The organism is Arthrobacter sp. 05L44, assembly GCF_056397605.1.
Window position 1 is genome coordinate 416,183 of record NZ_JBFTNS010000002.1, and the last position, 18,716, is coordinate 434,898.

The 18,716-nt window shown below is 68.3% G+C and carries 22 protein-coding genes; 9 read left to right on the plus strand and 13 right to left on the minus strand.

The window, feature by feature from the left end:
• Positions 1-119: 119 nt before the first annotated feature.
• The 4 genes from AC1DHY_RS07170 to AC1DHY_RS07185 form a co-directional block, all read right to left on the minus strand.
• A complete protein-coding gene (locus AC1DHY_RS07170; RefSeq protein ID WP_056739465.1) occupies positions 120-377 on the minus strand; it encodes a type B 50S ribosomal protein L31 in 258 nt (85 codons plus the stop codon).
• Positions 378-577: 200 nt separating this feature from the next.
• The gene (locus tag AC1DHY_RS07175; RefSeq protein WP_476878325.1) at positions 578-1,387 is read right to left on the minus strand and encodes a TrmH family RNA methyltransferase; all 810 of its coding nucleotides are present in this window, start codon (positions 1,385-1,387) and stop codon (positions 578-580) included.
• A gap of 7 nt (positions 1,388-1,394) precedes the next feature.
• Positions 1,395-2,180 (minus strand): sulfite exporter TauE/SafE family protein, encoded by a 786-nt coding sequence (locus AC1DHY_RS07180; RefSeq protein WP_476878324.1) that lies wholly within the window; start codon positions 2,178-2,180, stop codon positions 1,395-1,397.
• A 19-nt stretch (positions 2,181-2,199) separates the two neighbouring features.
• The gene (locus AC1DHY_RS07185; RefSeq protein ID WP_476878323.1) at positions 2,200-2,985 is read right to left on the minus strand and encodes an ABC transporter ATP-binding protein; all 786 of its coding nucleotides are present in this window, start codon (positions 2,983-2,985) and stop codon (positions 2,200-2,202) included.
• Positions 2,986-3,118: 133 nt separating this feature from the next.
• Here AC1DHY_RS07185 and serB point away from each other — a divergent pair, with 133 nt between their 5' ends.
• Complete coding sequence (gene serB, locus AC1DHY_RS07190; RefSeq protein ID WP_476878322.1) at positions 3,119-4,015, plus strand: phosphoserine phosphatase SerB; 897 nt, start codon at positions 3,119-3,121, stop codon at positions 4,013-4,015.
• 76 nt (positions 4,016-4,091) lie between these two features.
• Here the strand turns inward: serB and AC1DHY_RS07195 are convergent, their stop codons facing one another.
• The 3 genes from AC1DHY_RS07195 to fabG form a co-directional block, all read right to left on the minus strand.
• Complete coding sequence (locus AC1DHY_RS07195) at positions 4,092-4,856, minus strand: SDR family oxidoreductase (protein WP_476878321.1); 765 nt, start codon at positions 4,854-4,856, stop codon at positions 4,092-4,094.
• A gap of 171 nt (positions 4,857-5,027) precedes the next feature.
• Positions 5,028-5,447, minus strand: coding sequence for an Hsp20/alpha crystallin family protein (locus AC1DHY_RS07200; protein WP_476903393.1), 420 nt, complete (start codon positions 5,445-5,447; stop codon positions 5,028-5,030).
• A gap of 113 nt (positions 5,448-5,560) precedes the next feature.
• Entirely contained in the window at positions 5,561-6,286 is a 726-nt protein-coding gene (fabG, locus tag AC1DHY_RS07205; protein WP_476879629.1) for a 3-oxoacyl-ACP reductase FabG, read from the minus strand.
• 150 nt (positions 6,287-6,436) lie between these two features.
• Between fabG and AC1DHY_RS07210 the strand changes: the two genes are divergently transcribed.
• The 4 genes from AC1DHY_RS07210 to AC1DHY_RS07225 are packed head-to-tail and all read left to right on the plus strand — an operon-like array spanning position 6,437 to position 8,509.
• Positions 6,437-6,892 (plus strand): DUF3099 domain-containing protein, encoded by a 456-nt coding sequence (locus AC1DHY_RS07210; RefSeq protein ID WP_476903394.1) that lies wholly within the window; start codon positions 6,437-6,439, stop codon positions 6,890-6,892.
• Positions 6,889-7,143, plus strand: coding sequence for a hypothetical protein (locus AC1DHY_RS07215; protein WP_476879627.1), 255 nt, complete (start codon positions 6,889-6,891; stop codon positions 7,141-7,143). The genes AC1DHY_RS07210 and AC1DHY_RS07215 overlap by 4 nt, the downstream gene beginning before the upstream one ends.
• Positions 7,144-8,031, plus strand: coding sequence for an SURF1 family cytochrome oxidase biogenesis protein (locus tag AC1DHY_RS07220; protein WP_476903395.1), 888 nt, complete (start codon positions 7,144-7,146; stop codon positions 8,029-8,031). It begins immediately after the preceding gene.
• Positions 8,015-8,509 carry a YbaK/EbsC family protein gene (locus tag AC1DHY_RS07225; RefSeq protein ID WP_476879625.1) on the plus strand — a complete coding sequence of 165 codons (495 nt, stop codon included), beginning with the start codon at positions 8,015-8,017 and terminating at the stop codon, positions 8,507-8,509. Before AC1DHY_RS07220 ends, AC1DHY_RS07225 begins: the two co-directional genes overlap by 17 nt.
• A 222-nt stretch (positions 8,510-8,731) precedes the next feature.
• Here the strand turns inward: AC1DHY_RS07225 and AC1DHY_RS07230 are convergent, their stop codons facing one another.
• Positions 8,732-10,330 (minus strand): ABC-F family ATP-binding cassette domain-containing protein, encoded by a 1,599-nt coding sequence (locus AC1DHY_RS07230; protein ID WP_476903396.1) that lies wholly within the window; start codon positions 10,328-10,330, stop codon positions 8,732-8,734.
• A 289-nt stretch (positions 10,331-10,619) separates the two neighbouring features.
• Here AC1DHY_RS07230 and AC1DHY_RS07235 point away from each other — a divergent pair, with 289 nt between their 5' ends.
• From AC1DHY_RS07235 to AC1DHY_RS07245, 3 genes are read left to right on the plus strand one after another with little or no spacing between them, the layout of a single operon-like run.
• Positions 10,620-11,363 (plus strand): biotin transporter BioY, encoded by a 744-nt coding sequence (locus tag AC1DHY_RS07235; protein ID WP_476879623.1) that lies wholly within the window; start codon positions 10,620-10,622, stop codon positions 11,361-11,363.
• The gene (locus AC1DHY_RS07240) at positions 11,360-12,199 is read left to right on the plus strand and encodes an energy-coupling factor ABC transporter ATP-binding protein (RefSeq protein WP_476879622.1); all 840 of its coding nucleotides are present in this window, start codon (positions 11,360-11,362) and stop codon (positions 12,197-12,199) included. Before AC1DHY_RS07235 ends, AC1DHY_RS07240 begins: the two co-directional genes overlap by 4 nt.
• A complete protein-coding gene (locus tag AC1DHY_RS07245; protein WP_476879621.1) occupies positions 12,196-12,828 on the plus strand; it encodes an energy-coupling factor transporter transmembrane component T family protein in 633 nt (210 codons plus the stop codon). Before AC1DHY_RS07240 ends, AC1DHY_RS07245 begins: the two co-directional genes overlap by 4 nt.
• A gap of 516 nt (positions 12,829-13,344) precedes the next feature.
• Here the strand turns inward: AC1DHY_RS07245 and AC1DHY_RS07250 are convergent.
• Both AC1DHY_RS07250 and AC1DHY_RS07255 read right to left on the minus strand, forming a co-directional pair.
• A complete protein-coding gene (locus tag AC1DHY_RS07250; protein WP_476903480.1) occupies positions 13,345-14,547 on the minus strand; it encodes a thiolase family protein in 1,203 nt (400 codons plus the stop codon).
• Positions 14,548-14,554: 7 nt separating this feature from the next.
• On the minus strand, positions 14,555-15,994 hold the full coding sequence (locus tag AC1DHY_RS07255) for a class I adenylate-forming enzyme family protein (protein ID WP_476879620.1): 1,440 nt from the start codon (positions 15,992-15,994) through the stop codon (positions 14,555-14,557).
• 58 nt (positions 15,995-16,052) lie between these two features.
• Between AC1DHY_RS07255 and ypfJ the strand changes: the two genes are divergently transcribed.
• Positions 16,053-16,937 carry a KPN_02809 family neutral zinc metallopeptidase gene (gene ypfJ / locus AC1DHY_RS07260; RefSeq protein ID WP_476879619.1) on the plus strand — a complete coding sequence of 295 codons (885 nt, stop codon included), beginning with the start codon at positions 16,053-16,055 and terminating at the stop codon, positions 16,935-16,937.
• 151 nt (positions 16,938-17,088) lie between these two features.
• On the opposite strand, the gene AC1DHY_RS07265 is transcribed toward ypfJ, so the two are convergent.
• The 3 genes from AC1DHY_RS07265 to AC1DHY_RS07275 all read right to left on the minus strand — a co-directional run bounded on the left by AC1DHY_RS07265 (position 17,089) and on the right by AC1DHY_RS07275 (position 18,704).
• Positions 17,089-17,421: a metal-sulfur cluster assembly factor gene (locus AC1DHY_RS07265; protein ID WP_138769377.1), complete on the minus strand. Its 333-nt coding sequence runs from the start codon at positions 17,419-17,421 to the stop codon at positions 17,089-17,091.
• Between the two features lie 13 nt (positions 17,422-17,434).
• On the minus strand, positions 17,435-18,232 hold the full coding sequence (gene sufC, locus AC1DHY_RS07270) for a Fe-S cluster assembly ATPase SufC (protein ID WP_476903397.1): 798 nt from the start codon (positions 18,230-18,232) through the stop codon (positions 17,435-17,437).
• 112 nt (positions 18,233-18,344) lie between these two features.
• The gene (locus tag AC1DHY_RS07275; RefSeq protein ID WP_476878767.1) at positions 18,345-18,704 is read right to left on the minus strand and encodes a non-heme iron oxygenase ferredoxin subunit; all 360 of its coding nucleotides are present in this window, start codon (positions 18,702-18,704) and stop codon (positions 18,345-18,347) included.
• Positions 18,705-18,716: the final 12 nt, after the last annotated feature.

Consider the following 18,716-nt stretch of genomic DNA (forward strand, 5'->3'; position numbering starts at 1 on the left):
GCCATCCTCCCCCACTGCCGGGCCCAAACAGAACCGGGCGCCGGTGCGGCCGGCCCGGTACGCAAAAAGCCCGCACCGTTACCGGTGCGGGCTTTCCAAAAGACCTTGGGAGCAGAAAGTTACTTCTTGCCGCCGAAGCCCTTGAAGCGAGCGTTGAAGCGCTCGACGCGGCCTGCAGAGTCCATGATGCGCTGCTTGCCCGTGTAGAACGGGTGGGACTCGGAGGAGATTTCGACGTCGATGACCGGGTAGGTGTTTCCGTCTTCCCACTCGATGGTCTTCGAGGAAGACACGGTGGACTTGGTCAGGAACTTGACGCCGGAAGCCAGGTCGTTGAAAACAACAGCTTCGTACTTCGGGTGGATATCAGACTGCATAATTGGACCTTTGTTCGCGCAACTGGATTTTGCCAGCTGCCAGGTATGAGTGGGAGTGGCTGCCCGGCGCCTGAAGACGCAGCACGGCCAGCTACCAATACTAGCCCAGATCCGGCGGCCGGACGAACCTGGCCGTACACTGGCCTCCAGCGGATCTCCGCCGGTTGCCGGCCCGGTGCCGGCCCGGTGCCGTGGCCGCGTCAGTCGCGGGAGCGCAGCTCCCAGAACGCGACGGCGGAAGCCGCCGCGACGTTGAGCGAGTCGATGCCGGCGCGCATCGGGATTTTGACGGCGAGGTCGACTGCGGCCAGGGTCTCGGCGCTCATGCCCGCGCCCTCGGTGCCGAGGACCAGTGCCAGCCGTGCGGGGTTCCGGGCGGCGAGCACATCAACATCCACCGCGTCAGGGGTCAGTTCCATCGCGGCGACCAGGAAGCCGTGGTCCTTCAGCACCGACAGGTCACCGGGCCAGAGGTCCAGTCGCGCCCAGGGGACCTGGAAGACGGTGCCCATGCTGACCCGCACGCTCCGCCGGTAGAGCGGGTCGCCGCAGCGCGGGCTCACCAGCACGGCGTCGAGCCCCAGGGCGGCTGCGGAGCGGAAGATGGCGCCGACGTTGGTGTGGTCCACGATGTCTTCGAGGACGGCGATCCTCCGGGCGCCGGCGAGCAGTTCCGGCAGCGGCACCGGCGCGGGGCGGTGCATGGCGGCCATCGCCCCGCGGTGCAGGTGGAACCCGGTGATCTCCTCCAGCAGCGCGGCCGAACCGATGTAGGCCGGCACTTCCGGGTACGCGGCGAAAACGTCATCAAGGTCCTGCAGCCACTTCTCCGCGAGGAAGAACGAGCGCGGCCGGTGACCCGCCGCGAGGGCACGGCGCAGCACCCGGGAGGACTCAGCGATGTACATCCCCTCCGCGGGCTCCCTGAGTTTGCGCAGGTGAACGTCGGTCAGCTGGGTGTAGTCGGCCACACGCGGGTCGGCGGCGGAGTCGAGGTAGTGAAAGGTCACGGCCGGCTCAGTTCACCAGCTTGGCGATCATAAAGCCCAGCGCCACGGTGCCGAGGACGAAGATGACGCCGCGGAGGACCCGCGGGGAGAGCCTCCGGCCCACCTTGGAGCCGACGAGGCCGCCGATCAGCGAGCTGACGGCGATCAGGCCCACTGCACCCCAGCTGATCCGGTCGAAGGCGAAGAGCAGATAGGACGTGGCGGCGACGAGGTTGACCCCGAGGACCAGGATGTTCTTCATGGCGTTGGCGTTCTGCATGGTGCCGGCCATAAACACCCCGAGGATCCCGACCAGGAGGATCCCCTGCGCGGCCACGAAGTATCCGCCGTAGACGCCGGCGAGGAAAACGAGCACCACCAGCAGGAACCCGTGGCGTTTGTCCCGGCTGGCCTGTTCCGGGTCTGATTCCCGGTTCTGTACCCAGCTCTGGAGCCGGGGCTGGAACGCCACCATAAGCAGGGCCACCACGATCAGCGCGGGCGCGGCGTAGTGGAAGACCACCTCCGGGAGGTGCAGGAGCAGGTAGGCGCCGGTGATGCCGCCGAGCAGGGATGCCGGCAGCAGGCGGAGGAGCTGGGTCCGGCGTCCGGCCAGTTCCCTGCGGTAGCCCCACGCGCCGGCCGCGCTGCCCGCGACGAGACCCATGGCATTACTGATCGAGGCGGTGACGGGAGCGAATCCGAGCGCGATCAGCACCGGGAAGGTGACGAGTGTGCCGGAGCCGACCACGCTGTTGATGGTGCCGGCCCACAGGCCGGCGAAGAAGATGAGGACGCTGTTGAGTAACTCCACGCGCTGTCAGGGACCCCCGTCAGCGGCGGGCAGTGGCCGTGTACCGGCCGCCGGAGACATTGACGTCGAGTTCGACGCCGAACGTCTCACTGAGGTTTTCCGCGGTCAGCACCTCGCTGATCGGGCCGGAGGCGACGATGCCGCCGTCGCGCATCAGCAGGGCGTGGGTGAACCCGGGCGGGACCTCTTCGAGGTGGTGGGTGACCAGGACGATCGCCGGGGCGGCCTCATCGCGGGCGAGTCCGCTGAGCCGGTGGACGAGGTCTTCGCGGCCGCCGAGGTCCAGGCCCGCGGCGGGTTCGTCGAGCAGGAGCAGCTCCGGGTCCGTCATGAGGGCCCGGGCGATCTGCACGCGCTTGCGTTCACCTTCGGAGAGCGAGGCGAAGGGGCGGTTGAGCAGCGGGCCCATCCCCCATTCGTTCAGGAGGGCGAAGGCGCGCCGTTCGTCGTCTTTTTCGTAGCCTTCGCGCCAGCGGCCCGTGACACCGTAGGCGGCGGTGACGACGACGTTGAGGACCTTCTCGTGTTCCGGGATCTGATTGGCCAGTGCCGCCGAGGACAGGCCGATCCGCGGGCGGAGTTCAAAGACGTCCACGGCGCCGAGAATTTCCTCGAGGATCCCGGCCATGCCGCTGGTGGGGTGGATCCGGGCGGCGGCAACCTGCAACAGAGTGGTCTTGCCGGCGCCGTTGGGGCCCAGGATTACCCAGCGCTCGCCCTCCTTGACCTGCCAGTCGACCTTGTCCAGGAGGGTTTTCGCTCCACGTACAACGCTGACGGCGGCCAATTCAAGAACATCACTCATAGGAGTAGACATTAGGTCAAAAAACCAGACGACTGATAACCGGACAAACGGCCGCCGGGCGTCCCCATCCGCCTGCGTCACCGGAGCGAAACGAATTCAGGGCGGCCGGGCCGTGCTCGGTAGCATGGAAGCCATGAGTTCGAACGTGACCGCGGTCAGCTACGGCGCCCACCTTTCCGCCCCCGAGCTCGCGCAGGTCCGCGGGACGCTGGCAGCGATCGGGCTGGAGATCGGCGCCGAAAAAACCACGGGAGACGGCCGCTTTTCCGTCTACACCGCCGACTGCACCTCCGGGGCACCTGTCACGGCGGCCGGCCTGGCTGGACTGCGGCAGAGCCTGGCAGCGGCCGCCGTCCCCGGCATCGGCACTGCGCTCGTTCCGGCGGCCCTGCGGGAGGCTCCGCGGAAGTTCCTGATCATGGACGTGGACTCGACGCTCATCCGGCAGGAAGTCATCGAACTGCTTGCCGCGCACGCGGGCAAGCGCGAGGAGGTTGCCGCGGTGACGGAGGCGGCCATGCGCGGCGAACTCGACTTCGCTCAGAGCCTGCACGCCCGGGTAGCTGTCCTGGCCGGACTGCCGGCCGACGTCGTCGATTCCGTCCGGGCAGAAGTGCTGCTCAGTGACGGCGCCGCCGACCTGGTGGCGGCGTTTAAGGCGGCCGGGCATGTGGTGGCCGTGGTTTCCGGTGGCTTCAACCAGATTCTCGGGCCGATAGCCGAGGGCCTGGGACTGGACTACTGGATTGCCAATGAACTTGAAATCGTGGACGGTGCGCTGACCGGCAAGGTGCTCGGTGATGTGGTGGACCGTGCCGCGAAGGAGAAGTACCTCCGGGAGTGGGCGGCGGCGGAAGGCATTCCGATGGAGCACACCATCGCCGTCGGCGACGGGGCAAACGACCTCGATATGCTCGGCGCGGCCGGGATCGGGGTGGCGTTCAACGCCAAACCGGCCGTCCGTGCGGCCGCTGACGCGGCCCTCGACCTGCCCTACCTTGACGCGGTCCGGTACATCGCCGGCGTTTGAGGCCCGTTAACGCGGGATGACCCTTGGCGGCAGTGTCCTTGAAGAACACTGCCGCCAGGGGTCATCGCAGTGGTGGCTAGTTGGTGCCCGCGCCGCTTGACTTGTCGAAGTAGTCGGCGCCGCCGACGTATTCGGTGTGGCCGGTTTCGACGTCGGCGGTGGCCATCTTGGCGACCTCGGCAGCGAATTCCTTCACGGAGTACAGCTTGCCGGCCTCGGCGCGGCGGGCCTCGATGGCGCCGGGGTTGGAGCGGTCCAGCAAGGTGGCCGTGACGGTGCCCTCGATCATGTCGCCGGAGACAACCACCAGCGAGATGCCCTTGTCGGCCAGGGCAGGCACCAGGTCGCGGAGCGCGTCTTCGCCGGCGCGCTTGCTGCGGGCTACCGGCTCGTACTCCGGCATGGTGGGCACGGTGTCGATGAAGTGGGCCTGGTGGCTGGTCACGAAGACCACGCGGGAGCCCTCGGCCATCAGCGGTACGGCGGCGTTGAGCATGTTGACCTGGGCGTCGCGGTTGAGCTTGAGGGCGTAGCCCTCTTCCATACCGGATTCCATGCCGCCGGAGGCGTTCAGTACCAGCAGGTCCAGCGAGCCGAAGTTCTCCATCGCGGCGCTGGCCAGGGCCTGGACGCCTTCCTGCGTGGTCAGGTCGGCCCCAACGGCTGCCGCGCGGCCGCCCGCGGCCTCGATTTCCGCGACCACCTTGTTGGCGCGCGGCGCCTTCTGGCGGTAGTTGACGACGACGGCGGCACCCTCGGCGGCGAGGAACTTGGCCACGTCCGCGCCGATTCCCCGTGATGAACCGGTAACGATAGCGGTCTTGTTATCCAGCAGTCCCATACGAGCTCCTTTGTTCCAAACATCCAAATACTGGTGGGTCTGCTGTCCATCATGCCAGCGGTCCGGGCCAATCCGGTTGTTTGGGATCCACAAAGAAGCCGCACGGGCCTAGTTCAGGCAGCCGGGCGGCCGGGCCGCCAGTGCGCCCCGGCCTCCCTCGCGCGGCGGGCCTCAGCCGCGGTCCACCCGGATTTTGGTCCCGGACGTGTCCGGCGCCGCTACCGGGGCGGGCGCCCGCACTTCCAGGACCCCGTCCTTGTAGCTTGCCGTGATGTCTTCTTCTTTAGCTCCCGCCGGCAGGGCGATGCTGCGCTGGAACGAGCCATAGCGGAATTCGGAGCGGTAGCCGTCCTTCTCCTTGTGCTCGGACCGTTCCTCGCGTTCGGCCTTGATATGCAGCATGCCGCCGCTGACCGAGACGTCGACGTCCTTGTCCGGATCGATTCCAGGGATTTCCGCCCGCACCACCAGGGTGCTGCCGTCCTGGAACTGTTCAACCTTGATACTCGACGCCATGGTGAGGTCGCCATCAAGGAAGCGGCGGACAGGCTCCAGCATGTCCGATGGTGCCCACTTGCTCAGATCAGCCATGATTCTCCTCCTGGGTGCACGCCCCTGCCGCGCGTGGTCCGGGGCTGTGGGTCCATTACACGCCTGCGGCAGGGCGCGCGCCAAGGGCCAAAGACCCGCAGTCGGACTGTCTGTTAGTGGCCCATCCCGAGTCCGCCATCCACCGGGATGACCGCGCCGGAAATGTAGGCGGCCTCGTCGCTCGCGACCCAGCGGACGACGTCGGCCACTTCCGAGGCCTCGGCAAAGCGGCCGGCGGGGACCTTGGAGAGGTAGTCCTTCTGCGTTGCTTCGGGCAGTTCGGCGGTCATATCCGTGTTGATGAAGCCGGGTGCGACGACGTTGGCGGTGATGCCCCGGCCGCCCAGTTCGCGGGTGAGGGACCGGGCGATGCCCACGAGGCCGGCCTTCGATGCGGAGTAGTTGATCTGGCCCGGGGCGCCGTAGAGGCCCGAGACCGAGGAAATCAGGACCACGCGGCCCTTGCGGGCCCGGATCATGCCTTTGGAGGCGCGCTTGATGACCCGGAAGGCGCCGGTGAGGTTCGTGTCCAGAACAGAGGTGAAGTCGTCTTCGCTCATCCGCATCAGGAGGGTGTCCTTGGTGATGCCGGCGTTGGCCACCAGCACTTCGACGGGACCGTGCGCCGCCTCGACTTCGGCGAAGGCTGCGTCCACCGAGGCTTCATCGGTGACGTCCGCCTTCACGCCGAGGATGCCGTCCGGAAGGGTGGCCTGGCTGCGGTAGGTGACGGCCACCTTGTCGCCGTTGGCGAGGAAGGATTCGGCGATGGCCAGTCCGATGCCGCGGTTGCCGCCGGTGATGAGGACGCTGCGGCCGGTGGTGGGTGCTTCAGTCATGGTGGGCTCCGGGATTCTGCGGCGCACGGGCACCGCGTTGGGTCGGCTGGATTTTCCTGCCTCCGATCTTAGCCTCCGGCCGGCACCTTCCCGCCCGGCCCGCCGGCGTTTGGGCGGCCCTGCCGATGGTGAGAGAATCGAAGTAAGCCTATGGAGCGTGATCTGACAGCCGTGACAAACAAGAACCGACCCGGTGAACGGACGTCCGGGGAGGACTCCGGCGACACCGAGGTCCACAGCATTACGGACGCTGCCGCGGCCCACTCGGAAGAGATGCGCCAGCGGATGATCAAGTATGCCGTGGCCATGGGCATCCGTATGGTCTGCCTGGTCCTGGTGTTTGTGGTGGACGGCTGGTTCAAGATCCTGCCCGTGATCGGCGCCGTATTCCTGCCCTGGGTGGCGGTGGTGATTGCCAACGGCAGCGACCACGCCGAGGTGCACAGCGAGTCGCTGCTGGACTACGTGCCCATGGGCGAGCTGGACGCGCCCGGCCCCACGGAAACACCCGGGCAAGGGCCAGCCCCGGCGGACGATGTCCCCGGCACCCTGTTGCAGGGTGAACTGATTGACGACGACGAGGACCACGGACGGGCTGCATCATGAATATCTTTGACCTCGCGGGAGCCGCAGCCGAGCCTGCCGAAGCGACCTGTTCCCGCAAGGCCTGCCGCGCTAACGCCGAATGGCAACTGTTGTGGAACAACCCCAAGATCCACACCCCCGAGCGGCGCAAGATCTGGCTCGCGTGTCCGGATCACCGCGGGTGGCTGGAGGACTACCTGCAGACCCGGGGGCTGTGGAAGGCCACCGTTCCGCTGGACGACGCGGCCGATGCCGCGGGCAAGGCCTGCTGAATGTACCGCTTCCTCTTTTCCAGCAAATGGCTGGGCTATCTCCTGCTGGCCGCGATCTTCGCCACCGCCTGCGTCTTCCTCGGCCGCTGGCAGATGGACCGCCGGGCGGAGACGCTTGCCGAGATCAACCGGGTGGTTTCGAACTATTCGGCCACCCCGATTCCCTTCGCCGCGGCGCGCCAGGAGTTTATCAGCATGGACGCGGAGCGCGAATGGACGCAGGTGGAACTCCACGGCCGCTACGACGAAGCAGGCCAGCGGATTGTCCGCAACAGGCCGCTCAACGGTCAGCCGGGCTACGAAGTGGTGGTGCCGTTCAGGCTCGTCTCCGGAGAGACGGTGGTGATTGACCGGGGGTGGCTTCCGATCGGAAACAAGACCCCCGGCAGCCCGGACTCTGTACCGGCCCCGCCGTCCGGGGATGTGACGGTGGTGGCGCGGCTGAAGCCCGCCGAACCGGCCCTGCAGCGCGGCGCCCCCGAGGGCCAGTTGGCATCCATCGACCTGACCGCCTATTCCAAACAGCTTGGGTATCCCCTGCTCACCGGCGCGTACGGCCAGCTGGCCTCCGAGACGCCCCCGGTCGCGGACATGCCGGTCCCCTTCCTCAAACCCTCCACCGACGAGGGGACGCACCTGTCCTACTCGCTCCAGTGGTTTGCCTTTGGCGTCCTGATGTTCATCGGCTTTGGTTACGCCGCCCGCCAGCAGGCACGCAACGCCGCGATCGACGCGGAGGACGCCGAGGCCCAGGCGGCCCAGGCGGAGGAGGGCGTGTACGTGCATGCCAGCCGGCCGGGGCCCCGCCGTCGTCCGGCACCGCGGAAGGGAAGGAACCCCACGGCCGAGGAAGAGGAAGACGCCATCCTCGATGCCCAGGGATTCTGAGGTCCACGCCATGGATGACGACGCCGTCGCCAACGTCCGGCGGGCCCTTGTCGCAGCAGGTTCAACTGACACCGTGGCGGTGTTCGACACCGCAGTTCCCACCGCCGCCGCCGCGGCCGCCACCCTGGGCTGTGATGTCGCGGCGATCACCAACAGCCTCGTCTTCGACCTGGACGGCGCTCCCCTGCTGATTCTGGCCAGCGGCGCGGCGAAAGTGGACGTCCGGATGGTGGCCGACCGCCTGGGCTGCGGCAAGATTCGCCGGGCGGACCCGGAATTCGTCCTGCGCCACACGGGCCAGCACGTCGGCGGCGTCGCCCCGCTCGGCCACCCGCAACCCATCAGGACACTGCTGGACGAATCCCTGGCGGAGCACCCCCTCCTCTGGGCAGGAGCCGGTGACCACAACTCGATGTTCTCGATCACCTACAAAGAACTCCACCGCATCACAGCAGCAGAGGAACTCCAGGTCCGCTAGCGCCACGAGACGACGTCCGGCCGCGGCGTGACGGAACGCCAGCCAACAAAGCGGCGTTAGCATGCCGCGAATCAGCACGAAAACGCAAAGCGGCGAACGCGGGCGATTTGCGTAGCGTGCGTCTAAGCGAGGAACGAGCGAGCACGCGGCAAATCACCCGCGCGAGCCGCGGACCGGTGGGGCTGCAGGCCCGCACGGCTCGGCCTACGCCTACGCCTAGGCCTAGGCGAGCGTAATCAAGTCCAGGTAGTCCGCGTTCCACAGGTCTTCGACGCCGTCGGGCAACAGCACAACGCGCTCCGGGTTCAGCGCTTCTACGGCCCCCTCGTCGTGGCTCACCAGGACGACAGCCCCGGTGTAGTTGCGCAGCGCGCCGAGGATTTCGGAGCGGCTGGCGGGGTCGAGGTTGTTGGTGGGCTCATCGAGGAGCAGCACGTTCGCGCTCGAGGCAACGATGGTGGCCAGTGCCAGCCTGGTCTTCTCGCCGCCGGAGAGCACGCCCGCCGGCTTGTCGACGTCGTCCCCGGAGAACAGGAACGAGCCCAGGATGCCGCGGACCTCGGAGTCGTTCATGTCCGGGGCGGCTGAACGCATGTTCTGCAGCACGGTGCGGTCGACGTCGAGCGTCTCATGCTCCTGTGCGTAGTAGCCGACCTTCAGCCCGTGGCCCGGGATGACCTCGCCGGTGTCCGGTTTGTCCACGCCGGCCAGCATCCGCAGCAGCGTGGTCTTGCCGGCGCCGTTGAGGCCCAGGATGACCACCTTGGAGCCGCGGTCGATCGCGAGGTCCACGTCGGTGAAGATTTCCAGTGACCCGTAGGACTTGCTGAGGCCGTCCGCCGTGAGCGGGGTCTTGCCGCAGGGCGACGGGTCCGGGAAGCGCAGGGCTGCCACGCGGTCGTTCTCGCGGACCGCTTCGAGGCCGCCCAGCAGACGCTCGGCGCGCTTGGCCATGTTCTGCGCGGCGACCGCCTTGGTGGCCTTGGCGCGCATCTTGTTAGCCTGGTCCATAAGGACCTGGGCCTTCTTTTCCGCGTTGGCGCGTTCGCGTTTGCGGGCGCGTTCGTCCGTCTCGCGCTGGGTGAGGTAGCGCTTCCAGTCCATGTTGTAGAAGTCGATCTGCGCGCGGTTGGCGTCCAGCAGGAAGACCTTGTTGACCGTGGCCTCGAGCAGCTCGGTGTCGTGGCTGATGACGATCAGGCCGCCCTGGTGGTTCTTGAGGAACTCACGGAGCCAGGCGATGGAATCGGCGTCGAGGTGGTTCGTGGGCTCATCCAGCAGCATCGTCTCGGCGTCGGAGTACAGGATCCGGGCCAGCTCCACACGGCGGCGCTGGCCGCCCGAGAGGGTCTTGAGCGGCTGGTTCAGCAGGCGGTCCGGCAGCGCGAGGTTGGAGCAGATCGCCGCCGCCTCGGCCTCGGCAGCGTAGCCGCCGGCGGCGAGGAATTCAGATTCCAGGCGGTCGTAGCGGTTCATGGCCTTGCGCTGGATGGTGGCGTCCTCGCTGGCCATTTCCTCATGCGCGATGCGGAGCTTGCCGACGGCGATGTCGAGGCCGCGGGCCGAAAGGATCCGGTCCCGGGCGAGCTGCTCCATGTCAGGGGTGCGCGGGTCCTGCGGCAGGTAGCCGATCTCGCCGCTGCGCGTGACCTTGCCGGCGGCGGGCAGCCCCTCGCCTGCCAGCACACGGGTCAAAGTGGTCTTGCCTGCACCGTTACGGCCGACAAGGCCGATTTTGTCCCCCTTGTCGATCCGGAAGCTCACCGAGTCCATCAGCAGACGGGCGCCGGCGCGCAGTTCGAGGTCCTGGACGGTAATCAATGCAGGTAAGGCCTTTCACAACAGGGGACGCCGCGGCACGACGGATGGAGTCTGGACGGGGCCGGGGCAGTATGGCCGAGAGGACGGCCTCTGCCAGTCTACCGGCAGGTACTCCGGCGGGTGACATCGGGAAGTGCTGTGCACAACGGCGGGAGCTACCGTCCGGTTTGGCGGGGTTGTCCAGCCGGAGCGGCCCCGCTTAGTGGAGGGCCTACAAAATGGCGTGTGCGCCGCCGCCGTATCGTCGAAAGTGAGCTTCCCCACCACCGACCACCCGACAGGAACCAGCATGAGCAACACCGACAACGCCGTCAGCGGCACCACTGCGGGCAACACGACTGCCTCCCCGGCCGGCACCCGCCAGCCCCGGCGCCGCTGGGACACCACCGACCTTGCCCTCATCGCCGTCTTCGCCGCGATCATCGCGGCATTCGCGCTGATCGCGGCCATCCCGGTGGGCGGTTTCGGGGTTCCCATCACACTGCAGACGCTCGCGGTGATGCTGACCGGGCTCGCGCTGGGCGCCGGCCGCGCCTTCGCCGCCGTCGGACTTTATCTTCTCCTCGGCTTCGCCGGGCTGCCGATCTTCAGCGGCGGCCGCGGTGGGCTGGGTGTCCTGGCCGGCCCCTCGGCGGGCTACATCTTCGGCTTCCTGCTGGCGGCCACGGCGGTAGGCGCCTTGACCGCCGTCGTACTGCGCCGCACCGCGGGGCGCTCCTCGAAGGTGCGGGGGCTCCTGCTTTTCGGCGCCGCCATGGTGAGCAGCATTGTCTTCATCCACGGCCTGGGGGTCCTGGGCATGATGGTCAACGCCAAGCTCAGCTTCCCGGCGGCCTTCGTCGCCGACCTCGCGTTCTACCCGGGCGACATCATCAAGAACATCCTCGCCGTGACGGTGGCCCTGGCGCTGCACAAGGCGTTCCCGGACCTGCTGCTCCGCCGCGTGGGCCAGGGTCGTTCCGCGGGCCGGGCTCTTCCCGCGGGCCGGGCCGCTCAGGCCGACGGGGCAGCCGGGGCAGCTGTCCGGCCGTGAGCATCGTCCTAGACCGGGCCGGAGTCCGGGTGGTTGTTGACGGCCGCCCGGAGCCCAGGACCCTGCTCGAACCGGTCTCGCTCACGCTGGCGGAGCGGCGCATCGGCGTCATCGGCGCGAACGGGTCCGGCAAGTCCACCCTGCTGCGGATGCTCAACGGCCTCGTCGCCCCGACGTCCGGGACGGTGGCGGTGGCGGGCGCCGATACCGTCCGGGACGTCCGCGCCGTGCGCCGCAGGGTGGGCTTTGTGTTCACCGATCCCCTGTCGCAGCTGGTCATGCCGACCGGCCGTGAGGACGTCGAATTGTCGCTGCGCCGCTCGGTGCGGAACGCCGTCGAGCGCCGTGCCCTCGCCGAAGCCTGCCTCGACCGCTTCGCGTTGCTGGGGCTCGCCGACCAGAGCGTCTACGATCTTTCGGGCGGTGAAAGGCAGCTCGTAGCCCTGGCGGCGGTGCTGGCTGTGGACCCGGAAATCCTGGTGCTGGACGAACCGTCAACGCTCCTGGATCTCCGAAACCGGGAACTGTTGCGCCGGACGCTGGCGGGTCTCGACCAGCAAATCATTCTGTCCACGCACGACCTTGACCTTGCCCTCGACCTGGACAGGGTGCTGGTGGTCGACGCCGGCAGGGTCGTGTTCGACGGCGGTGCCGCCGACGCCGTCGCGCACTACCGGGCGCTGTGCGCGGTGGAGTCGGAACGCGTCGGCGGGGGCGTTGGCGGGGCCGGAGGTTTCGCAGGGGCCAGCGGGGCCGGGGCCGTAGGCCTCGCCGGGGGCGGGGGCGGGGGCCGCGGGGATGCGGCCGTGCGCCGCCGGGACGGCGACCGGCCGTGAGAGGCCACGGATTCCTGCTGGCCACTTTTGTGCCGGGGTCCTCTCTGGTCCATCGGGCGCCGCTGTGGCTGAAGTTTCCGTTGGTCGTGGCGTGCGGGATGGGCTCGTTCCTGATCGCCGATTGGGCCGCTGCCGCCGTGGGACTGGCCGTGCTGTGCGGGGTGTATCTGTTGAGCGGGGCCGGCCCTGGCCGATTGCTGCGTGCTGTCCGGCCGGTCCTGCCGGTGCTGGCCGTGGTCGGTGCTTTCCAGTGGTGGCAGCTCGGCGGTCCCGTGGCCGCCAAGATCGTGCTGAACGTCCTTGTCTGCGTGGTGGCCGCCGCAATTCTGACCGCCACGACGCCTGTGCAGACGCTCCTGGACGGCGTCGCGTCACTGGCACGCCCGTTCCGGCGGCTCGGCGCGGATCCGGAGCGGTTTGCCCTGACCATCGCGGTGATGTTGCGCAGCATCCCGTTCATCGCGGGCGCGTATGCCGATGTCCGCGATTCCGCCCGCGCCCGTGGCCTGGAGCGGAATCCGCGCGCCCTGGTGCTGCCGGTGTTCATCACGACAGTGGCCTTCGCCCGACAGACCGGCGACGCCCTGGCTGCGCGAGGCCTGGGCGAAACGGAAGACCACGACGCCTGACGGGTTTGTGGCCCTGCCCGGATGGACATGTCCGTCTGGTGCCTGCCCGGATGGACATGCTCATTCGTGGCCTCGGACAGTGGACATATTTGCACTATGTCCAACCCTCAAGACCAGGAATGGACATGCCCGTTGGTGCACCACGCAAGCCGACGGTCCACGGAGACGGCGGATGAGCATGTCCATCAGCGGGCTCAGGCAGTGGACATGTCCGCGCCTCGCTGGCGGCACCGGACATGTCCTTCCCAGTAAGCCACCGGCCTCCGGCTCCCGACTGCGCGCCGATGAGCATGTCCGCCCCTGGCATCAGCAAATGGACATGTCCAACCTTCAGTCCTACGGATGGACATGTCCGTTGCTGCACTGTCCAAGCCAGCCCTCGGAGCTACTCCGGATGAGCATGTCCACTCGCTGCGCCAGCCAGTGGACATATCGGCATTATGTCCAACGCTCAAGCCCAGGAATGGGCATGTCCATCTCTGGCGCCCGCGGATGGGCATGTCCGCCAGGAGGCAGCTACCTCAGCGCCCGGTATTCGAACAGCGCCGCGGTCCCCATCCCGCCGGCGATGCTGATCATGGCCAGGGCGAGGGTACCGTCCTGGGGTTTCCGGCGGGCCTGAGCCAGCAGCCGGGTGACGAGCACCGCACCGGATGCACCGTAGGCATGGCCCAGGGCGAGAGCTCCGCCGTCGAGGTTGGCCCGCTCCGGATCGATGCCGAGCCGGTCCAGGCACGCCAGTGTCTGGGAGGCGAAGGCCTCGTTGAATTCGATGAGGCCGAGGTCACCGGGGGCCACCCCGGAAGTGCCGAGGAGGCGCTCCGCGGCGGCAGCCGCGCCCATCCCGAGCAGTTCCGGGTCCACCCCGGCCGTGTCCGTCCCGAGCACCAGCAACCCGTCGCGGGCGCCGAGTTCCCTGGCCCGCGCCAGGGACGTGACGACGACGGCGGCAGCCGCATCAGCGTCGAAGCAGGAGTTGCCGGCCGTGACCGTTCCGCCGGGGACGAAGGCGGGACCGAACCGGGCCAGCACACCCGGGGTAAGGGAGGATCGGGGGCCGTCGTCGGTGACCACCGGTCCCGCGGGCCCCGGCAGGGCCACGATCTCGGCGTCGAAGGCGCCGGACGCCGCGGCGTCGAGGGCACGCCGGTGGCTGCGCAGGGCAAAGTCATCCTGCCGCTGCCGGGAAATACCGCATCGGGCCGCAACGTTCTCCGCCGCGGCCCCCATGTCCGGATCACCGAAACGCTCCGGGACGAACTGTGCGCGGCTGAAGAACTGCGGTCCGGCATCGGCGTCCGGACGGGCACGCAGCGGCGCGGTGCTGATGCTCTCCACACCGCCGGCGAGGTACACGTTGGCTCCCGGCCCGCCCGCAGCGACGAGCCGGGAGGCCAACACCACCGCGTCCAGGCCGGACCCGCACTGCCGGTCGACGGTGAGTCCGGGCACGTCGATGCCCAGTCCGGCTTCGAGGGCCGCGAGCCGGGCCACATTGCCGCCGCCGCCCACCGCGTTGCCGATCACGACGTCGGCCACCAGGTCCGGCGGCACCCCGCCGCCGGCCATCAGGCCGGCCAGGACCGGTGCCAGCAGTTCGTGGGCCTGCAGGGATTTCAGGGCGCCGTGGGCGCGCCGCACCGGGGTCCGCAGCGCGGCAATGATGACGGGCTGCCGGTCATCCGGCAGCAGCCGGGCGCGCGCCGGGGCCGGGGTCACCGGGTCCTCAGCCAAGGCGCCGGACCCGCGGGTCGTTGCCAAGGATCCATTCGAGGAGGAGCGGCCGGCTGGGCTTGCCCCGGTCCGTGACGGGCAGATCGGTGAGCAGGTAGTAGTCCAGGGGTCGTTTGTTCCGGGCCAGGATGTGCTCGAGGCCGGATTTGAGCAGGGTTGCCGTGAGCCCGCCGTGCGAGGGCAGTACGGCCGCCACCACGCGCTGGCCGCGGAGATCGTCGGCCTGACCTGCGGCAATAGCGGCGGCCACCCCCGGCACGGAGGCGAGGGCAAGTTCCACTTCATGCGGGTACACGTTCGTGCCGGCAGTGACGATCATGTCCGAGCGGCGGCCCAGCAGATGCAGGACGCCGTCAGAGAGGTAGCCCTGGTCCCCCACGGTGTACCAGCCGTCGAAGCACTGCAGCGCCTCGCCGTCGTCCCCCCAGAGGTAGCCGTCGCTGACGAGGCCGCTGCGGACGCAGACGTTGCCCGGCTGCCCGTCCGGAACCGGGGAGCCGGCGGCGTCAAGGATCCTGACGGCGACGCCGGGGAACGGGGCGCCGATGCCGGTCCCGCCGGCCGCGGGTACTTCGCCGGGCGGCAGTCCGGCGCCGGCGACGAAGCTGAGTTCCGCGGCGCCGTAGTACTCGAAAATTGTGGCGTTCGGTGCCCAGCGCCGCGCGGCCTCCAGGGTCCGCGCGTCGAGCTTGGAGCCGGCGCAGATGATGCTCCGCAGTCCGGAGCCGTCCACTCCCCCGGCCAGGCCGCGTTCGCTGAGCAGCCGCAGCATGGTGGGCACCAGGACCAGTCGGGTGATGCCGTCGTGGCTGACCGCGGCGTGCGCGTCGCCGACATCGAACTCCGCCAGGGTGTGGAACTCGGAACCCGCGTACAGGCATTCGGCGAGGGCGTAGAGGTTCAGGCTGGCCGCCAGCGGCCCCGGCGCCAGGGTTTTATCGCCGGTCCGCAGGCCAAAGAACTCCACGGAAGACTCGAAGGAGCGCCGCCAGGACTGCCGCGACCGGCTGAACGCCTTGGGCAGCGCAGTGGTGCCGGAGGTCAGTCCGATCAGGAACGGCGACGCCGCCGGGCCGTCCGCCAGCTCACTGCCCAGCTCACTGCCCGGCGCGACGCCCGGCGCGCTGCCCACCTCGCCGCCCCCGGCCGGGCAGGTTTCGGCGATCCGTCCGGTCAGGGCGTCCAGGAGCGGCCCGGGCCAGGTTGGATCCAGGACGGCGCAGCGGCGGCTTCCCGCTACGGCCGCCGCGAAGGAGACCGCGAAACCGGTGGAGTTCGGCTCGGCCAGCACCGTCACCGCCGGTGTGTCGGCAACAAGAGCGGCCGCGGCATCCCGCAGCCCGGACCAGCTCAGGCGCTGACCGGCCACGACGACGGCGGTGGCGTCGGGGCGGTCGTCGGCCCAGCGCTGGAGTCTGTCGAGAAAAGGCATCGGACCAACTTTACCGGGCAGCGACGTATCGGCGGGCGGCAGGGGATATTGTGACAGCATGAGCTTCAATGACAACGTCCAGCTGGACCCGTCCCAGGTCCAGAGCCGCGGCGGCATGGGTCGCGGCACCAAAATCGGCGGCGGGATCGGCGGCGGAATTGTGCTGCTCCTGGCAGCCCTCTTCGGCATCAACCCCAGCCTCCTCGAGGGCCTGACCGGCACCACCCAGGACCAGACCCAAAGCCAGGCAACGGCTCCGGCGTGCAAGACCGGCGCCGACGCCGACGCCCGCCTGGAGTGCCGGATCGTGGGTACGGTGAACAGCCTCAACGCGTTCTGGCCGGAGTATTTGGCGAAGTACAACAAGAAGTACCCGCAGCCGGAAACCGTCCTGTTCCGGGGCGGCACCAACACCGGGTGCGGCGCGGCGACCTCCGAGGTGGGCCCGTTCTACTGCCCCGCGGACCAGACGGCCTACTTCGATCCGGGTTTCTTCCAGGAACTGGTGGACCGGTTCGGGTCCTCGGGCGGGCCGCTGGCGCAGGAGTACGTCGTGGCGCATGAGTTCGGCCACCACATCCAGAACCTGCTCGGCACCATCGACCGGGCCCAGCAGGATCCGCAGGGTCCGCAGTCCGGTGCTGTGCGGGTTGAGCTGCAGGCCGACTGCTACGCCGGCCTGTGGGTTCGGTACGCCACCACCACCAAGGATCCCAAGTCCGGCCAGCCGTTCCTGGAGCCGTTGAAGACGCAGGACCTGCAGGACGCCCTGTCAGCGGCGTCCTCCGTGGGCGATGACCGGATCCAGAAGGCCGCCACCGGGCGGGTTTCCCCGGAGTCCTGGACCCATGGCTCCAGCGCCCAGCGGCAGAAGTGGTTCTACCAGGGCTACAAGACCGGTGACATCAACCAGTGCGACACGTTCAGGGCCGCCACCCCGTAGCCCCAAATCCATCGACTGCTCCGAAACGGCCGTGATGGGCCGCCAAAAGGGCCGTTGCGGAGCAACCGATAGAACGACGACGGCGGGCCCGCCTCCTGGAGGTGGGCCCGCCGTCGTCGTTCCTGCGGGTGCCGCGTGGGCGGCCGGGGATCTAGATGTTGAAGCCGAGGGCCCGCATCTGGTCGCGGCCGTCCTCGGTGATCCGTTCCGGACCCCATGGCGGCATCCATACCCAGTTCAGGCGCCAGTCGTCGACGATTCCGTCGAGGGCCTTGCCGACCTGCTCCTCGATCACATCGGTGAGCGGGCAGGCAGCGGTGGTCAGGGTCATGTCGATCAGGAGGGCGCCGTCGTCGTCTGAATACTTCAGGCCGTACAGCAGGCCAAGGTCAACAATGTTCACACCCAGTTCAGGGTCGATCACATCCTTGAGTGCCTCTTCGACATCCTCGAGGCCCGTGCGGGCCATATTGATTTCGGTCATGGCGTAGTCCTAACTAAGCCTGTGCTGCGGCGTCGGCGGCAGCGATGGTGGCGGCTCCGGCGCCCTGGACGTAGCGGTCGTAGCCTTCTTCTTCGAGGCGGTCGGCAAGCTCCGGGCCGCCTTCTTCAACAACCTTGCCGTCAACGAACACGTGCACGAACTCCGGCTTGATGTAGCGCAGGATCCGGGTGTAGTGCGTGATGAGCAGGGTGCCCATGTTGCCTCCGGAGTGGGCGCGGTTGACGCCCTCGGAGACGACCTTCAGCGCGTCGACGTCGAGGCCGGAGTCGGTCTCGTCGAGGATGGCGAACTTCGGCTTGAAGAGTTCGAGCTGGAGGATCTCCACGCGCTTCTTCTCGCCGCCGGAGAAGCCTTCGTTGACGTTGCGCTGGGTGAAGTCGGCGTCGATGCGCAGCTGGGCCATGGCAGCCTTGACGTCCTTGGTCCAGTTACGCAGCTTCGGGGCCTCGCCGTCGATGGCGGTCTTGGCGGTGCGCAGGAAGTTGGTCATGCTCACGCCCGGGACCTCCACCGGGTACTGCATGGCCAGGAAGAGGCCGGCGCGGGCACGCTCGTCCACGCTCATCGCGAGGACGTCTTCGCCGTCGAGCGTGATGGTGCCGCTCGTGACGTTGTAGCGCGGGTGGCCTGCGATGGTCGAAGCCAGGGTGGACTTGCCGGAGCCGTTCGGTCCCATGATGGCGTGGGTCTGGCCGGTCTTGATGGTCAGGCTGACGCCCTTCAGGATTTCCTTGGTGCCCTGCTCGGTGTCAATGCTGACGTGCAGGTCCTTGATCTCAAGAGTAGACATATGTCTTGTTCTCCTCTGCCCCGTGCCCCTCGGCGGCGGTGCGTGGTCTGGTCGAATACGTTTCTGGTGATGCTGGCCGGTCCGGCGGGGCAAGCGGGGCTTGCCGCCGGGTTCAGCTGAAGTTCGGTGCCTCGGCGCCGTTGAGGATGGTGCTGACATCCACGTAGACATCGTCATCCTGGATGGTGACAGCGAAGACCGGCACGGGGTCGTAGGCCGGCAGCTGGAGCGGCTGGCCGCTGCGCAGGTCGAACTGGGAGCCGTGGCCCCAGCACTCGATCTTGCAGCCTTCCACGTCGCCCTCGGAGAGCGAGATGTCCGCGTGCGAGCAGGTGTCGCCGATGGCGTGGATCTCCCCCATCGAGTCCTTCACTACGGCTACCGGGTAGTCGTCGATCAGGATCCGCAGCGCCTGCTTGAGCTGGATCTCGCTGGCGCTGCAGACCAGCTCGCCCTTTGGCTGTTCCGTCATGTTCGCTGTCCG

Bases quoted from the DNA above. Each gene is read 5' to 3' on its own strand.
- AC1DHY_RS07220 (WP_476903395.1), top strand. From the start codon at position 7,144: ATGTACCGCTTCCTCTTTTCCAGCAAATGGCTGGGCTATCTCCTGCTG.
- AC1DHY_RS07200 (WP_476903393.1), bottom strand. From the start codon at position 5,447: ATGGCTGATCTGAGCAAGTGGGCACCATCGGACATGCTGGAGCCTGTC.
- AC1DHY_RS07275 (WP_476878767.1), bottom strand. From the start codon at position 18,704: ATGACGGAACAGCCAAAGGGCGAGCTGGTCTGCAGCGCCAGCGAGATC.
- AC1DHY_RS07210 (WP_476903394.1), top strand. From the start codon at position 6,437: ATGGAGCGTGATCTGACAGCCGTGACAAACAAGAACCGACCCGGTGAA.
- AC1DHY_RS07255 (WP_476879620.1), bottom strand. From the start codon at position 15,994: ATGCCTTTTCTCGACAGACTCCAGCGCTGGGCCGACGACCGCCCCGAC.
- AC1DHY_RS07235 (WP_476879623.1), top strand. From the start codon at position 10,620: ATGAGCAACACCGACAACGCCGTCAGCGGCACCACTGCGGGCAACACG.
- serB (WP_476878322.1), top strand. From the start codon at position 3,119: ATGAGTTCGAACGTGACCGCGGTCAGCTACGGCGCCCACCTTTCCGCC.
- AC1DHY_RS07185 (WP_476878323.1), bottom strand. From the start codon at position 2,985: ATGAGTGATGTTCTTGAATTGGCCGCCGTCAGCGTTGTACGTGGAGCG.
- sufC (WP_476903397.1), bottom strand. From the start codon at position 18,232: ATGTCTACTCTTGAGATCAAGGACCTGCACGTCAGCATTGACACCGAG.
- AC1DHY_RS07170 (WP_056739465.1), bottom strand. From the start codon at position 377: ATGCAGTCTGATATCCACCCGAAGTACGAAGCTGTTGTTTTCAACGAC.
- ypfJ (WP_476879619.1), top strand. From the start codon at position 16,053: ATGAGCTTCAATGACAACGTCCAGCTGGACCCGTCCCAGGTCCAGAGC.
- AC1DHY_RS07225 (WP_476879625.1), top strand. From the start codon at position 8,015: ATGCCCAGGGATTCTGAGGTCCACGCCATGGATGACGACGCCGTCGCC.
- AC1DHY_RS07265 (WP_138769377.1), bottom strand. From the start codon at position 17,421: ATGACCGAAATCAATATGGCCCGCACGGGCCTCGAGGATGTCGAAGAG.
- fabG (WP_476879629.1), bottom strand. From the start codon at position 6,286: ATGACTGAAGCACCCACCACCGGCCGCAGCGTCCTCATCACCGGCGGC.
- AC1DHY_RS07195 (WP_476878321.1), bottom strand. From the start codon at position 4,856: ATGGGACTGCTGGATAACAAGACCGCTATCGTTACCGGTTCATCACGG.
- AC1DHY_RS07215 (WP_476879627.1), top strand. From the start codon at position 6,889: ATGAATATCTTTGACCTCGCGGGAGCCGCAGCCGAGCCTGCCGAAGCG.